At 72.6% G+C, this 14369-nt stretch carries 14 protein-coding genes and 1 tRNA gene; 10 read left to right on the forward strand and 5 right to left on the reverse strand.

Annotated features, from left to right (window positions below; genetic code table 11):
* Positions 1-37 precede the first annotated feature (37 nt).
* A tRNA-Leu gene (locus ACIRJR_RS28725) sits at positions 38-122 on the reverse strand.
* A gap of 204 nt (positions 123-326) precedes the next feature.
* Here ACIRJR_RS28725 and ACIRJR_RS28730 point away from each other — a divergent pair.
* The 3 genes from ACIRJR_RS28730 to ACIRJR_RS28740 all read left to right on the forward strand — a co-directional run bounded on the left by ACIRJR_RS28730 (position 327) and on the right by ACIRJR_RS28740 (position 2982).
* Positions 327-1661 (forward strand): M20/M25/M40 family metallo-hydrolase, encoded by a 1335-nt coding sequence (locus ACIRJR_RS28730; protein WP_403785903.1) that lies wholly within the window; start codon positions 327-329, stop codon positions 1659-1661.
* A gap of 145 nt (positions 1662-1806) precedes the next feature.
* Positions 1807-2040: a chaplin ChpH gene (chpH, locus tag ACIRJR_RS28735; protein ID WP_329212748.1), complete on the forward strand. Its 234-nt coding sequence runs from the start codon at positions 1807-1809 to the stop codon at positions 2038-2040.
* A 138-nt stretch (positions 2041-2178) separates the two neighbouring features.
* Positions 2179-2982: a chaplin family protein gene (locus ACIRJR_RS28740; RefSeq protein ID WP_403785905.1), complete on the forward strand. Its 804-nt coding sequence runs from the start codon at positions 2179-2181 to the stop codon at positions 2980-2982.
* 71 nt (positions 2983-3053) lie between these two features.
* On the opposite strand, the gene ACIRJR_RS28745 is transcribed toward ACIRJR_RS28740, so the two are convergent.
* The gene (locus tag ACIRJR_RS28745; RefSeq protein WP_053930948.1) at positions 3054-3242 is read right to left on the reverse strand and encodes a DUF5703 family protein; all 189 of its coding nucleotides are present in this window, start codon (positions 3240-3242) and stop codon (positions 3054-3056) included.
* Positions 3243-3289: 47 nt separating this feature from the next.
* Between ACIRJR_RS28745 and ACIRJR_RS28750 the strand changes: the two genes are divergently transcribed.
* Positions 3290-3952 carry a hypothetical protein gene (locus ACIRJR_RS28750; RefSeq protein WP_403785907.1) on the forward strand — a complete coding sequence of 221 codons (663 nt, stop codon included), beginning with the start codon at positions 3290-3292 and terminating at the stop codon, positions 3950-3952.
* Positions 3953-4051: 99 nt separating this feature from the next.
* Here the strand turns inward: ACIRJR_RS28750 and ACIRJR_RS28755 are convergent, their stop codons facing one another.
* Both ACIRJR_RS28755 and ACIRJR_RS28760 read right to left on the reverse strand, forming a co-directional pair.
* Positions 4052-6331, reverse strand: coding sequence for a helix-hairpin-helix domain-containing protein (locus ACIRJR_RS28755; RefSeq protein WP_403785909.1), 2280 nt, complete (start codon positions 6329-6331; stop codon positions 4052-4054).
* On the reverse strand, positions 6328-7311 hold the full coding sequence (locus tag ACIRJR_RS28760; protein ID WP_403785911.1) for an aldo/keto reductase: 984 nt from the start codon (positions 7309-7311) through the stop codon (positions 6328-6330). Before ACIRJR_RS28760 ends, ACIRJR_RS28755 begins: the two co-directional genes overlap by 4 nt.
* A gap of 143 nt (positions 7312-7454) precedes the next feature.
* Here ACIRJR_RS28760 and ACIRJR_RS28765 point away from each other — a divergent pair, with 143 nt between their 5' ends.
* Positions 7455-8507 carry an LLM class F420-dependent oxidoreductase gene (locus ACIRJR_RS28765; protein ID WP_403785913.1) on the forward strand — a complete coding sequence of 351 codons (1053 nt, stop codon included), beginning with the start codon at positions 7455-7457 and terminating at the stop codon, positions 8505-8507.
* A gap of 253 nt (positions 8508-8760) precedes the next feature.
* On the forward strand, positions 8761-9549 hold the full coding sequence (locus tag ACIRJR_RS28770; RefSeq protein WP_403785915.1) for a ferritin-like domain-containing protein: 789 nt from the start codon (positions 8761-8763) through the stop codon (positions 9547-9549).
* Positions 9550-9563: 14 nt separating this feature from the next.
* On the opposite strand, the gene corA is transcribed toward ACIRJR_RS28770, so the two are convergent.
* Positions 9564-10550 carry a magnesium/cobalt transporter CorA gene (gene corA, locus ACIRJR_RS28775; RefSeq protein WP_403785955.1) on the reverse strand — a complete coding sequence of 329 codons (987 nt, stop codon included), beginning with the start codon at positions 10548-10550 and terminating at the stop codon, positions 9564-9566.
* Positions 10551-10602: 52 nt separating this feature from the next.
* Between corA and ACIRJR_RS28780 the strand changes: the two genes are divergently transcribed.
* The 4 genes from ACIRJR_RS28780 to mshC all read left to right on the forward strand — a co-directional run bounded on the left by ACIRJR_RS28780 (position 10603) and on the right by mshC (position 14264).
* Positions 10603-11313, forward strand: coding sequence for a histidine phosphatase family protein (locus ACIRJR_RS28780; protein WP_403785917.1), 711 nt, complete (start codon positions 10603-10605; stop codon positions 11311-11313).
* Positions 11314-11419: 106 nt separating this feature from the next.
* A complete protein-coding gene (locus ACIRJR_RS28785) occupies positions 11420-12010 on the forward strand; it encodes a DUF3090 domain-containing protein (RefSeq protein WP_403785919.1) in 591 nt (196 codons plus the stop codon).
* Positions 11974-12822, forward strand: coding sequence for an SCO1664 family protein (locus ACIRJR_RS28790; RefSeq protein ID WP_403785921.1), 849 nt, complete (start codon positions 11974-11976; stop codon positions 12820-12822). The genes ACIRJR_RS28785 and ACIRJR_RS28790 overlap by 37 nt, the downstream gene beginning before the upstream one ends.
* A 212-nt stretch (positions 12823-13034) precedes the next feature.
* Positions 13035-14264 (forward strand): cysteine--1-D-myo-inosityl 2-amino-2-deoxy-alpha-D-glucopyranoside ligase, encoded by a 1230-nt coding sequence (gene mshC, locus ACIRJR_RS28795; protein WP_403785923.1) that lies wholly within the window; start codon positions 13035-13037, stop codon positions 14262-14264.
* Positions 14265-14369 lie beyond the last annotated feature (105 nt).

Here is a 14369-nt window from a genome sequence, read left to right on the forward strand (position 1 = left end):
AAACCCCCAGGGTGGGTGACCTGGGGGTTTTCCGCTGTGTCCGAGGGGGGACTTGAACCCCCACGCCCGATAAAGGGCACTAGCACCTCAAGCTAGCGCGTCTGCCATTCCGCCACCCGGACCGGGTGTCTGTCGTCTGGGCCCTGCCCGTTCCGACGTGGAAAACCATAGCAAACATTCGGGGGTGCTCGATCACGCCCCCGGTCCGGCCGCCCGGCCGGCCGGACATGTGAAAGGCGCATGACGGGTACGGGCGGTCTTGGGTGCGCGGGGGCGGGCGCGCGAGGATGAGGGGGAGCACCACCGCGTCAGTGGAAGGAAGCAGCGTGAGCGAGACCAACACGGCCCGGGCCGGCATCGGCGGGACCGCCGAGAACGAGGTCGTGGACCTCTGTCGTGACCTGATCCGGATCGACACCAGCAATTACGGCGACCACTCGGGGCCGGGGGAGCGGGCCGCGGCCGAGTACATCGCCGAGAAGCTCGCCGAGGTCGGGCTGGAGCCGCAGATCATCGAGTCCCACAAGGGGCGCGCCTCCACCGTGGCCCGGATCGAGGGCGAGGACCCCTCCAAGCCGGCGCTCCTGATCCACGGGCACACCGACGTCGTCCCGGCCAACGCGGCGGACTGGACGCACGACCCGTTCTCCGGGGAGATCGCGGACGGCTGCGTATGGGGACGCGGCGCGGTCGACATGAAGGACATGGACGCGATGACCCTCGCGGTCGTGCGCGACCGCATGCGCAGCGGCCGCAAACCGCCGCGCGACATCGTGCTGGCCTTCCTCGCCGACGAGGAGGCGGGCGGCACCTACGGGGCACGTCACCTCGTCGACAACCACCGGGACCTCTTCGACGGCGTCACCGAGGCGATCGGGGAGGTCGGCGGCTTCTCCTTCACGGTCAACGAGAACCTGCGCCTCTATCTGGTGGAGACCGCGGAGAAGGGCATGCACTGGATGCGGCTCACCGTGGACGGCACCGCCGGGCACGGCTCCATGACCAACACCGACAACGCCATCACCGAGCTCTGCGAGGCCGTGGGCAGGCTGGGACGCCACCAGTGGCCGGTCAGGGTGACCAAGACCGTACGGTCCTTCCTCGACGAGCTCTCCGACGCGCTCGGCACCCCGCTCGACCCCGAGGACATGGAAGCGACGCTCGCCAAGCTCGGCGGGATCGCCAAGATGATCGGCGCGACCCTGCGCAACTCCGCCGCCCCCACGATGCTCGGCGCCGGCTACAAGGTGAACGTGATTCCGGGGCAGGCCACCGCCCATGTGGACGGCCGTTTCCTGCCGGGCTTCGAGGACGAGTTCCTGACCGATCTGGACCGGATCCTCGGCCCGCGGGTCAAGCGCGAGGACGTGCACGGGGACAAGGCCCTGGAGACCAGCTTCGACGGGTCCCTCGTGGACGCGATGCAGCTCGCGCTGAAGGCGGAGGACCCCATCGCGCGAGCCGTGCCCTACATGCTCTCCGGCGGCACCGACGCGAAGTCCTTCGACGACCTCGGCATCCGCTGCTTCGGCTTCGCCCCGTTGAAGCTGCCGCCGGAGCTGGACTTCGCCGGCATGTTCCACGGCGTGGACGAGCGGGTGCCGGTGGACGGCCTGAAGTTCGGGGCCCGGGTGCTCGACCGGTTCATCGATCACTCCTGACCCCACGCACGGCCGGAATCGCCAGCCTGTACGGACCTCACCGGAAAGGGTGAAAGCGATCACGCACTCGTAGCCCCGGCACTCCCTCCTCGTTACAGGTGATGCGGTCCGCGGCTGGGACCGCACTTTCCAACCAGGAGGAATAATGATCAAGAAGGTCGTCGCAATCGCGGCTGCTACCGGTGGTCTCGTGCTCGCGGGTGCGGGTATGGCTTCCGCCGACGCCGGTGCCCAGGGTGCCGCCATCGGCAGCCCCGGCGTGCTCTCGGGCAACGTCATCCAGGTTCCGGTCCACGTTCCGGTGAACGTGTGCGGCAACACGATCTCCGTGATCGGGCTGCTGAACCCCGCCTTCGGCAACGCCTGCGTCAACGACTGACGTTGAGCACCAACCCGTAAGGGTGTGAGTCCGGTCGGCCCCGGAGTGCGCGCCATGCACTCCGGGGCCTCTGGGCATTCGGCCCCCTCACCGCTGTGTCCGGGGCATTTCGGTATGCAGAAGGCAGGAAGACAACCTATGCGACAGGTCACACGTAAAGGCCTGATCACCATGGCAGCGGCGGGCGGAGTGCTCGCGCTCGGTAGCGGCTACGCGCACGCCGACGCGGGCGCGGCCGGCGCCGCGTCGGGTTCACCGGGCGTGGTCTCGGGGAACTCGATCCAGGTCCCGATCGATGTACCCGTCAACGTGTGCGGAAACTCCGTGGACGTTGCCGGTCTGCTCAACCCCACGAGCGGAAACGACTGCGGAAACGGATCTTCGGACTCCGGCCGAGGACACACCTCGGACGACCGCTCCTCGTCCGGGCACGACTCCGGCCGTGAGGAGTCCGGCCGCGGGCACGGCGGTCACGGGTCCGGGCACGACGGATCGGGCAGCCACGCGTCCGGGCACGACGGCGGGCGTGACGGCGGGGCGGGGACGGGCAGGCACCGCGCCTCAGGCACCTCGGCCCAGGCGGAGACCACCGGTTCCCCCGGGATCCTCTCCGGCAACCAGGTGCAGGTCCCGGTGGAGATCGCCCTGAACCTCTGCGGCAACAGCGTCACCGTCGGCGGACTGCTCAACCCGGTCTTCGGCAACTCCTGCGAGAACGACACGGAGACAGCCCCGCCGCCCGTCGTGCCGCAGACGCCGCACACCCCCGAGCGGCCGGTCACCCCGGACGCGCCCCCCGCTCCCGAGACCCAGCTCGTGCCGGGCGAGCAGCTCGCGCAGACCGGTGGGGGCGGCCTCGGCCTGCTCATTCCGGCGAGCGCGGGCCTGATGCTCGCAGGTGCGGGCACGGTCCTGTACCGGCGTTCGCGCGGCGCCGCATAGCGGCACGACGGCATCGGCACGGCGCCATCGGCACGACGAGCGGGTTCCGCGCGCGCGGAACCCGCTCCGTCCTACCAGGTGGGCCGGAGCTGGCGGATGATGCGGCGGCGCAGCCGCACCCGGCGGCTGCCGTCACGGCGCAGCGTCAGCCGGTCCAACTCCCAGTGCCCGTACTCGGCATGGTCGGTCAGCAGGCGGGCCGCCTCCTTGCGGGACACCCCGCGCGGCACGTACACGTCGATGAATTCGTATTCCGGCATCGCATCTATTGTGCGGGCAGACCCCTGGTACGGATAGCGTCTGTCCCATGTCTGATGCTGCGCAGCCCACCGCTGCCGAGGTACGCGCCGCCGCCGATGCAGTCAAAACCGCGCTCGACCGCCACCTCCAGGCAGTCGAACGCCGTACCGGGGACGACGACCCCGCTGTCTACGACGCGTTCAACGCACTGGCCGCCGCGGCCGAGGTCTACGACGAGCTGCTCTACGACCGCTACGACGAGGTCACACCCTTCGAGATCCCCAGTGCGGAGGACTCCCTGCCGCCCTACGCGGGCCCCGACGAACCGCATGCCGTGAGCGTCCTGATCAGGCGCGACTACGCGGTGGCGGAGCCCGCGCGGCTGATCGCCCAGGCACAGCGGCTCGCCGAGCTCGATCCGGACGGCCAGGACGCCGGTGTTCCGGCGGTCGCCGACGCGGGTGTGCACGCCGCGCTGGGCGTGGTGTTCGGCGAGTACGAGGCGGACGAAATCGCGTCCCGTCACAAGGAGTTCGGCCTGGAGGAGGGGGACTCCACCCTCTGGGTCTCCGCCGTGGACGAGCTTCCCGAGCCCGGGGAGTGGCTCGGGGCGCCGTTCGAGGAGGCCGACCCCGCGCTGGTGGTCTGCCGGTTCGACGCCAGCGCGGTCTTCGACGAGGAGGACGAGCTGGAGGAGGACCCCGACGGCAGCGTCCCGCAACGCTCCTGAGCCCACCGCCCGACGCTCCTGAGCCCACCGCCCGACGGCCCCGGCACGGAACAGCGTGCCGGGGCCGTCGGTGTGCTCCGGCCGGGACGGAGCACGTGGCTACGGGGCGTCCGGAGTGGGGAGCGCCTCCAGCAGAGGGCGCAGTCGGGTCGTCCGCTCCTGGGCCGGGACCTCGGCCACCGCGCGGGGCAGAGCCTGGTCCACGCCGTGCACCACGGACAGGTGCCGCTCCCCGCGGCTGAAGGCCGTGTAGACCCAGGGCCGGCTGAGCCCCTGCGCCGCGTCGCCCGGCAGCACCACCACGACCGCGGGCCAGCGCATCCCGGCCGCCTGGTGGGCGCTGAGCGCCCAGCTGTGGCGTACGGAGGCCTCCACCCGGTCCGGCGCCACGACGACGGCTGTGCCCGCGCAGTCCAGGTGCAGTCCCTCCGCGTCGGCCGAGACCACCGCACCGGGCACGGCCCTGCCGGGCGCGGGGATGTGGACGACCCGGTCGCCCGGGTCGAATCCGCCGAAGCGGCCCGGCCCCGGATTGAGCCGCTGCTTGAGCGCCGCGTTGAGTGCGGTGGTGCCGGCCGAGCCACCGTGCCCGACAGTGATCACCTGGGTGTCGGACGAGGGCACGCCGAGGGCGCGAGGCACCGAGTCCGCCACCAGCTGCACCGTACGGTGGACGGCCTCACCCGCGTCGTGGACGGGAACGATCACCACTTCCCTGCCGGGGGCCTCGACCTGGGCGAGCTCACCGATGCCGATGCCGGAGACCAGTTCACCGATCGGGCCGGGGTCGGGTGTGCGCGAGACGACGTGGGGGCAGGCGCGCGCAGCGATCACATCGGCGAACACCCGGCCCGCACCGGCCGAGCCGAGCACCCCCGGATCACCGCTCAGGACCAGCCGCGTCCCGTCCGCCAGGGACTCCACCAGCATCGCCGCCGTCTCCACGTCGAGCTGCGGGGCGTCCAGCACCACCAGCACGTCGAGCGCGAAGGCGCCGTCCGCGTCCCGGCCCGGACCGGCCTCGCCCGAGAGCAGGGCGGACAGGGTGACGGCGGACCGCGGATCTCCGACCGCGTCGGCCAGCCTGCGCTGCCCGTCGGCGCTGTGCGCGGTGCCCAGGGCCCGCAGCCCGAGGCCTTGGGCTGCGGCGATCAGGGCGGCGGGTTCCGTCCGGGCGCTCTCGCCGCCGCTGTGGGCGACCAGACCCGCCGTCGCCGCGGCCCGGATCAGTTCGCCCGCCGAGGCGGACGGGGCCGAGGCGGCGGCCTCCGTCCAGTCGGCGCCCTTCTCGCACGAGTTGACCAGCCTGCCCAGACCGTCGGCGAGGCTCTCCTCGGCGAGGGCGTAGCGGTCGAGGCCGAGCAGGACCCGCACCGGCTCCTCGTCGTCCCGCGTCCCGTCCCCGTCCCCGTCCGCGCTCCCGTCCGCCCCGGCGTCCTCCTCCGGCTCCCCGGCACCCGTGGCGTCCACGCCGTCCTGGAAGACCAGTACGACGCCCTCCGCGACGGCGTGCTGGACGGCCTCCTGGGGATCGGTGACCCCGAACCCCGCCAGCGCCGTCCGCGCCTCGCCGGCGTCGAGCGCGGTGTGGCCCCGCAGCGCGGCCCGCTCCAGCAGCCAGCCCACCAGGGCCGCCGTCCGTCGCTGGTCGTCGGGTCCGCACTCCGCGCCCAGCAGGGCCCGCGCGAAGGCGTCCGCCTGCTCCGGCCTGACACCGGGCACGGACAGCAGCTGCCACGGGTCCTCCCGGAGGACCCCGGCCGCCCCTTCGCCGAGCGTCGCCGCCGCAGGGCCCGCGAGGGCCTCGGGAGCCCCGCCTCCGGCCAGTACCGTCGCGACCGAGGCCGCGGCCTCGGGGGACGCCGCCCGCGGTGCCGGCCGCTCGGGGACGGGAGCGGGAGCGGGCCGTGCGGGTGCGGCGGGCGCGGCGCGGCGTGGCGCGGGCGCCGACGCGGGTGAGTCGAAGAACGCGGTGCCCGGCTTCTCGCCGCTCTCCACCGCCCGCACGGCGGCGAGCAGATCCGCGGCGGGGCCGCTCAGCTTCGTCCCGGCCGCGATGGGACTGTCCCTCTCGGCCTTGCGCTGTTCGATCCGCAGGCGCAGCTCGCGCTGCGCGGCCAGCTCGGCCTCGGCCTCCGACAACGCGGGTGCGGCGGACGCTCCCGGGGGCTGCTCAGGCTCCTGGGCACCCTCCGCACTGCCCTCCGCTTCGTGCGCCTCTTCTGCGCCCCTTGCGCCTTCGTGCGCCCCTTCCGCGCTCCCCGCTCCGTCCTCGTCGGGTGTGCCGGGCGTCTCGGCGGGCCGGACGACGGCGTCCTCGCCGGCCTGGTGGTCCTCGGCCGCGGGGTCCGGGGATTCTCCCCGGGGATGCGCAGTCACAGCGTGCTCCAGTCCTGGTCGGGGTAGCGGTGCACGGGCGCCGACACGTCGTCGAGCGCCTGGCAGATCTCGTCAGGAAGACTAAGCGCCTCCACTGACAAAGCCTCGGCCAGCTGCCGCGCGTTGCGCGCGCCGACGACCGGGGCCACCACCCCCGGCCTGTCCCGCACCCAGGCGAGCGCGACCTGGAGCGGCGTCGTGGCGAGGCCGTCGGCGGCCGTGGCCACCGCGTCCACGATCCTGCCCGCCGCCTCGTCGAGATACGGCTCGACGAACGGGGCGAGCCGCTCGGAGGCACCGCGCGAATCGGACGGCGTGCCCGTGCGGTACTTGCCGGTGAGCACCCCCCGGCCGAGCGGGGACGACGGCAGCAACCCCACGCCGAGGTCCAGCGCCGCCGGCAGCACCTCGCGCTCCACGCCCCGCTGCAGCAGCGAGTACTCCATCTGCGTACAGGCGAGGCGGGTGCGCAGCCCCGGCGCGGCCAGCTGCCAGGTGGCCGCCTTGGCCAGCTGCCACCCACTGAAGCCGGACACCCCGGCGTACCGGACACGCCCCGACGACACGGCCAGGTCGAGCGCCTGCAGGGTCTCCTCCAGCGGGGTCACGGGATCGAAGGCGTGGATCTGCCACAGATCGACGTAATCCGTCCCGAGCCGCCGCAGGGACGCGTCCAGGGCGGCGAGCAGGTGACCGCGCGATCCGTCGAACCGGCGGTAGGGGTCGGCGACGCTGCCCGCCTTGGTCGCGATGACCAGATCCCGCCGCGGGACCAGGTTGTCCAGGAGACGCCCCAGCAGGTGTTCGGCCTCGCCGCCGCCGTACACGTCGGCGGTGTCGACGAGGGTGCCGCCCACGTCCCAGAACGCTTTGAGCTGGTCGGCGGCGTCGTGTTCGTCGGTGTCCCGGCCCCAGGTGAGAGTGCCCAGCCCGATCCGGGACACACGAAGGCCGGTACGGCCGAGATGCCTCTGCTCCATGGGCGCTGAGATTACTGGCCAAGGCCCCACGGGGTGGAAGCCTGTGGACAACCGGCGGTCCCGGGCGAGCCTGCCGGATTCCGGCGCCCCGCGCTAGAGTCCCGGGCACAGGAACGTTACTGATCAGTAGAGGGAGCGTGGGTATGCGGCTCGGCATCAATCTCGGTTACTGGGGTGCGGGGATGGACGGCGACAACCTCGCCGTCGCCCAGGAGGCCGACCGCCTCGGCTACGACGTCTGCTGGGCGGCCGAGGCCTACGGCTCCGACGTGCCGACGGTGCTCGCCTGGGTGGCGGCCCGGACCGAGTCCATCGACGTGGGCTCCGCCATCATGCAGATCCCGGCACGTCAGCCCGCCATGACGGCCATGACCGCGGCCACCCTCGACTCGCTCTCCGGCGGCCGCTTCCGCCTCGGCCTCGGCGTCTCGGGACCGCAGGTCTCCGAGGGCTGGTACGGCGTCAAGTTCGACAAGCCGCTGGCCCGCACCCGCGAGTACGTCGAGATCGTGCGCCGTGCGATGTCCCGGGAGCGGCTGTCCTACGAGGGCGAGCACTGGACGCTGCCGCTGCCCGACGGCCCCGGCAAGCCGATCAAGCTGACCGTCCACCCGCAGCGCGAGCACATCCCCCTCTACATCGCTGCGATCGGCCCGAAGAACCTCGAGCAGACCGGCGAGATCGCCGACGGCGCCCTGCTGATCTTCCCGTCCGCCGACCACATCGAGGAGACCGCGGTGCGGCACCTGCGGGCCGGCCGGGAGAAGGCGGGCAAGACGATGGAGGGCTTCGACGTCTGCCCGACCCTGCCGCTGGCGATCGGCGACGACATCAACGGCCTCGCCGACATGTTCCGCCCGTACACCGCGCTCTACGTCGGCGGGATGGGCAGCCGCAAGCAGAACTTCTACAACCAGCTCGCCCAGCGCATGGGATACGAGAAGGAGGCCGCCGAGATCCAGGACAAGTACCTGTCCGGCGACAAGGCGGGCGCGGCGGCGGCCGTGCCCCACCAGCTCATCGACCAGACCACACTGCTCGGCTCCGTGGACCGGATCGCCGACCGGATGCAGGCCTACGCGGCCGCGGGAGTCACGACCCTGACCCTCGCCCCGGCCGGCTTCACGCTCGACGAGCGGCTCGCGGCCCTGCGCGCCGGCACCGACGCCCTGGAGCGCTCCGGCCTCGCCGCGTGAGCCGGTAGCGGCTGATCCGGCGCAGCACTACGGCCGTGGTGGGGGCTCGGGGGTCCTCCCCGCCACGGCCGTCGTACGGAACAACGCGCCGGACCGCTCGCGGGTTACGCCCCGTACCCCTCCCGGCACGCCCGGGCAGGTCCGGCCGCCGTGAGGCGCCCGTTCGGCCCTGCGCGGTCCCGCTCGTGTTGCCTACCGACGCGTACCGAATTTGACTGTGCCTCTGCGGACACCGGTGCGAAAGGTGGCAGTGATGCTCTCGGCAAAGAGCCTGTTCCAGGAGATCCTCGACAACGACGAGTCGTTCCGCCTCTTCTGCTCGATCGCTGCCGGCGGCGAGTCGCAGGGCGGGTGGGAGAACGGGCGCATCGCCGCACTCGTCCCCCCGGGGCTGAGCGCGCTCGCACCCAAGGTCGCCCGGCACGGCGCTGACGAGGACAAGCACGGCAGGATCTTCAACGCCCTGCTGAAGCAGCGCGGACTCCAGCCCGTGGCGGTGCCGTACGAGACGGACTACACCCTCCTGCTGGAGCGCCACGGCATCGGCCTCGCCCACGACAGGCTCAGCGGCGAGGAGCCGCTCACCGAGCGGGAGATCATCGTCTACCTGGCTCACAGCAGGGTCACCGAGCAGCGGGCCTCCGAGCAGATGCGGCTCCTGCACAAGCACTTCGCCGGTCACCCCGTCCTGGGCCGCGCAGTGAAGATGATCTCGCGGGACGAGGACAACCACCTCGCGTACTGCCACGAGGAGCTCCTGCGCCTCGCCCGCGCCGGCCACGGCAGGACGATCCAGTCCGTCCTCCGGGAGTGCGCCGAGGCCGAGATCCGCGTGTACCGCGACGTCAGCCTCGCCGTGATGAGCTGCATGGGCGCCGTGCTGCGCTGGCCCCGCGCCAAGGCCGCCGTGCTGGCCGCCGGTATCCACGCGATGTACGCATACGAGCGGCTGGTGGGCTGGCGCCGGATGGTGAGCCTCGAACAGCCGGCCGTGCGTGACGCGCTGGGCGGCCCGGCCGTCCCCGAGACCGAGTACGCCTGAGACCGGCGCCCGCCCTACATCCACTCGCGGCGCTTGAAGAAGCGGTACAGCCCGGCGACCGCGACGCCCATCAGCACGATCACCGCCGGATAGGTCCACGCCTCGTCGAGCTCGGGCATGTGCTCGAAGTTCATCCCGTAGACCCCGGCCACCATGGTCGGTACGGCGGCCATGGCGGCCCATGCCGAGATCTTCCGCATGTCGTCGTTCTGCCGCACGCCCACCTGGGCCAGATGCGCCGACAGGATGTCCGAGAGCAGCCGGTCGAGCCCCTCCACGTGCTCGACGGCACGCGTCAGGTGGTCGTTCACGTCCCGGAAGAAGGGCTGCGACTCCGAGTCGACGAAGGGCACGCCCGCGCTCGACAGCCGTGCCATCGGGGCCCCCAGCGGATTGGTGGCACGGCGGAATTCGAGCACCTGCCGCTTGAAGTTGTAGATGCTCGCTGCGGTGTTCGTGGTGTCCCTGGACCCGGTCGGGGCGAAGACCTGGGCCTCCAGCTCCTCCAGGTCGACCTGGAGCTCCGCCGCGACCTCGATGTAGTGGTCCACCACCGCGTCGCTCACCGCGTAGAGCACCGAGGTCGGCCCGTGCCTGAGGACCTCGGGCTCGGCCTCCAGCCGGCTCCGCACCGCCGCGAGGGGGGCGCCCTCGCCGTGCCGCACCGTCACCACGAACGAGTCGCCTATGAACAGCATCAGCTCACCGGCGCTCACGGTGTCGCTCTCCGGCTCGTAGACCACGGGTTTGATGACCACGAAGAGCGAGTCGTCGTAGATCTCCAGCTTCGGACGCTGGTGCGCGCGCAGGGCGTCCTCCACCGCCAGCGGATGCAGGGAGAACTCACTGGTGACGAGGTCGAACTCCTTCTCCGTCGGCTCGTGCAGCCCGATCCAGACGAAGGCGTCCCCGGATGCCCGCGCCTCGTCGAGGGCATCGGAGAAGTCGGCGGGGCCTTCGGTCCGGCGCCCGTCCCGGTAAATTCCGCAGTCCACGATCACCCGCGCATTCTTCCCTGCCGCGAAGCCTTCACGCACCTCTACGCTGGCAGGCATGCCCACGCTCATCCTTGTACGTCACGGACGCTCGACCGCCAACACCGCCGGAGTGCTCGCGGGCCGGACCCCGGGGGTCTCCCTCGACGAACGCGGCGCCGGACAGGCCGCCGCGCTGCCCGGCCGGCTGTCCGCCCTCGACTTCGTCGCCGCCGTCAGCAGCCCGCTGCAGCGCTGCCGCGAGACGCTCCAGCCGCTCCTCGACGCCCGCCCCGGCCTCTCGCTGCACACCGAGGACCGGATCAGTGAGTGCGACTACGGGGACTGGTCCGGGCGCAAGCTCGCCGAACTCTCCGACGAGCCCCTGATGAAGGTCGTCCAGCAGCACCCCTCGGCCGCCGAGTTCCCCGGCGGCGAGTCCATGCGGGCCATGCAGGCACGCGCGGTCGACGCCGTACGGGACTGGAACGCCCGCGTCGAGGAGGAGCACGGCGAGGACGCCACGTACGTGATGTGCTCCCACGGCGACATCATCAAGGCCCTCGTCGCCGACGCCCTCGGCATGCATCTCGACCTCTTCCAGCGCATCCACGCAGACCCGTGCTCCGTCACCGCGATCCGCTACACACGGCTGCGCCCTTTCCTTCTCCGCCTCGGCGACACCGGCGACTTCGCGTCCCTGGCGCCCCGTGAACAGGCCGTCGGGGCCGACGCGGCGGGGGACCCGGCGGCGGACGCGGCCGTCGGGGGCGGCGCTGGGGCGCCGTGATCGCTCCGCGCAGTAGGGTGGACGCGCCGTAGAGGCCTCGCGGGACGTCCCCGCAGGGCCCCGGGGCCGCCCCCATCCGCCATCACGATCTCAAGGGAGACAGGACGTGTCCCGTCAGGTGTTCCTCTACGACCCACCGGACCGCTTCGTGGCCGGCACGGTCGGGCTGCCTGGCCGCCGTACGTTTTTCCTGCAGGCATCCTCGCGAGGCCGGGTCACGAGTGTGGCCCTGGAGAAGACCCAGGTCGCCGCGCTGGCCGAACGGATCGACGAACTCCTCGACGAGGTCGTCCGACGGACCGGCGGCAATTCACCGGTGCCCGCCGTGGCACCCATGGACGTCAGCGACACCGCGCCGCTCGACGCCCCCGTCGAGGAGGAGTTCAGGGTCGGCACGATGGCCCTCGCCTGGGACGGCGAGGAGCAGCGCATGATCGTCGAGGCTCAGGCCCTCGTCGAGCTGGACGCCGACTCCGACGACGACCTCGCCGAGGCCGAGGAAAGGCTTCTGCAGGACGAGGAGAACGGCCCGCCGATGCTGCGCGTCCGGCTGAGCGGTGCCCAGGCACGGGCGTTCGCCAAACGCGCGCTGGACGTCGTGAACGCCGGCCGCCCGCCCTGCCCGCTGTGCAGCCTCCCCCTCGACCCGGAAGGACACGTATGCCCGCGCCAGAACGGATACCGTCGCGGGGCCTGACGGAGGCCGGGATGCGCACCCTGCTCGCCGAGGGGGAGCTCACCGTCCTCGGCCGGGTCCGGGGAGCGTCGAACGCGGTGCTGTACTGCACGGTCGCCCACGAGGGCGAGGAACGCCCCTGCGTCTACAAGCCGGTCGCCGGCGAACAGCCGCTCTGGGACTTCCCCGACGGCACCCTCGCCCAGCGCGAGGTCGCGGCGTACGAGATCTCCGAGGCCACCGGCTGGGGCCTCGTGCCGCCGACGGTGCTGCGGGAGGGCCCGTACGGCGAGGGGATGTGCCAGCTGTGGATCGAGGCGGACGAGGAGGCGGCGCCCGCCGACGGGCTGCCGCCCCTGCTCGCGCTCGTCGACGGCGAGGAGCCGGGGGAAGGCTGGAAGGCCGTCGGCCTCGCCGAGGTGGGGGAGGGGAAGACCGCTCTGCTGGTCCATGCCGACGATCCCCGGCTGCGCAGGCTCGCGGTCCTGGACGCGGTCATCAACAACGGCGACCGAAAGGGCGGGCACCTGCTGTCCGCACCGGACGGACGGCTCTACGGGATCGACCACGGCGTCACACTCAACGCGGACGACAAGCTGCGGACGCTGTTCTGGGGGTGGGCGGGCGAGCCGCTGACGGCGGAGGCCACGGAGGTGCTCGAACGGCTTGCCGCCGGTCTGGAGCCCGGTGCGGCGCTCGCCACCCGATTGGGGGAACTCATCACCGCGGCGGAGGCGGACGCGCTGCGCGACCGTGTGGCGAGCCTCCGGAAGTCCGGCCTGCACCCGCAGCCGAGCGGCGACTGGCCGCCGATCCCGTGGCCACCCGTCTGAGGACCCGGGCCCGCTGACGGCACGGGTTCCGCGTCGGCCCGCCCCGGACGCGCCCCGGGCCCGTCCGGAGGCCGGGGACGCCCGGACCGGGCCGGGGCCGGGCCTCCGGGGGCGGTCAAGGGGTAAGACCGGTCCGCGCGCAAGACCGCCTCTTCGGCCACGATCTGCCATCCGGTTCGTATCCGGAAGCATCGTCCGGTTACGCTCGTGACATGCATGCCTGGCCCGCTTCTGAGGTCCCCGCCCTTCCTGGCAAGGGCCGCGACCTTCGGATCCACGACACCGCGACCGGCGGACGGATCACCCTTGACCCCGGTCCCGTCGCCCGCATCTACGTCTGCGGCATCACGCCGTACGACGCGACCCACATGGGTCATGCGGCGACCTACAACGCGTTCGACCTCGTCCAGCGCGTGTGGCTCGACACCAAGCGGCAGGTTCACTACGTCCAGAACGTGACCGACGTGGATGATCCGCTGCTGGAGCGGGCCGTGCGCGACGGCGAGGACTGGACCGAGCTCGCCGAGCGCGAGACCGCCCTCTTCAGGGAGGACATGACCGCCCTGCGCATGCTTCCCCCGAAGCACTACATCGGGGCGGTGGAGGCGATACCCGGCATCGTCCCGCTCGTGGAGCGCCTCCGTGACGCCGGCGCGGCCTACGAACTCGACGGTGACGTGTACTTCTCCGTCGACTGCGACCCGCACTTCGGCGAGGTCTCGGGCCTCGACGCCGACGCCATGCGGCTGCTCTCCGCCGAGCGCGGCGGAGACCCGGAGCGCCCCGGCAAGAAGAACCCGCTCGACCCGATGCTGTGGATGGCCGCCCGTGAGGGCGAGCCGAGCTGGGACGGCGGCACCCTCGGCCGCGGCCGGCCCGGCTGGCACATCGAGTGCGTCGCCATCGCGCTGGACCACCTGGGCATGACCTTCGACGTCCAGGGCGGCGGCTCCGACCTCGCCTTCCCGCACCACGAGATGGGCGCCTCGCACGCCCAGGTGCTGACCGGCGAGCACCCCTTCGCCCGCGCCTACGTGCACGCCGGCATGGTCGCCCTCGACGGCGAGAAGATGTCGAAGTCCAAGGGCAACCTCGTCTTCGTCTCGGCGCTGCGCCGGGACGACGTGGACCCCGCCGCGATCAGGCTCGCCCTGCTCGCGCACCACTACCGGTCCGACTGGGAGTGGACCGACCAGGTCCTCGCCGACGCCGTCGAGCGCCTCGCCCGCTGGCGCGCGGCCGTCTCCCGGCCCGACGGGATCTCCGCCGACGCCCTGGTCGATGAGGTCCGGGAGGCCCTGGCCGACGACCTGGACGCCCCGGCCGCACTCGCCGCCGTGGACCGCTGGGCCGAGCGGCAGAGCGCGGGCGGAGGCACGGACGAGGGCGCACCCGGTCTCGTCTCGCGCACGGTCGACGCCCTGCTGGGTGTCGCACTGTAGACCGACCCCGGGGGGGGGGGGGGGGGGGGGCGGGGGGGGCGGGGGCGGGGGGGGGGGGGGGGGGGGGGGGGGGGGGGGGGGGGGGGGGGGGCGACGGGGGGCGGG

Origin of the sequence: Streptomyces sp. NPDC102402 (assembly GCF_044765765.1) — a bacterium.
In the GTDB taxonomy this organism is placed as follows: Bacteria; Actinomycetota; Actinomycetes; order Streptomycetales; family Streptomycetaceae; genus Streptomyces.

Coding starts and splice junctions, on each gene's coding strand:
- chpH (WP_329212748.1), top strand. CDS start 1,807: ATGATCAAGAAGGTCGTCGCAATCGCGGCTGCTACCGGTGGTCTCGTG.
- ACIRJR_RS28740 (WP_403785905.1), top strand. CDS start 2,179: ATGCGACAGGTCACACGTAAAGGCCTGATCACCATGGCAGCGGCGGGC.
- ACIRJR_RS28745 (WP_053930948.1), bottom strand. CDS start 3,242: ATGCCGGAATACGAATTCATCGACGTGTACGTGCCGCGCGGGGTGTCC.
- ACIRJR_RS28750 (WP_403785907.1), top strand. CDS start 3,290: ATGTCTGATGCTGCGCAGCCCACCGCTGCCGAGGTACGCGCCGCCGCC.
- ACIRJR_RS28760 (WP_403785911.1), bottom strand. CDS start 7,311: ATGGAGCAGAGGCATCTCGGCCGTACCGGCCTTCGTGTGTCCCGGATC.
- ACIRJR_RS28765 (WP_403785913.1), top strand. CDS start 7,455: ATGCGGCTCGGCATCAATCTCGGTTACTGGGGTGCGGGGATGGACGGC.
- ACIRJR_RS28770 (WP_403785915.1), top strand. CDS start 8,761: ATGCTCTCGGCAAAGAGCCTGTTCCAGGAGATCCTCGACAACGACGAG.
- ACIRJR_RS28780 (WP_403785917.1), top strand. CDS start 10,603: ATGCCCACGCTCATCCTTGTACGTCACGGACGCTCGACCGCCAACACC.
- ACIRJR_RS28790 (WP_403785921.1), top strand. CDS start 11,974: ATGCCCGCGCCAGAACGGATACCGTCGCGGGGCCTGACGGAGGCCGGG.
- mshC (WP_403785923.1), top strand. CDS start 13,035: ATGCATGCCTGGCCCGCTTCTGAGGTCCCCGCCCTTCCTGGCAAGGGC.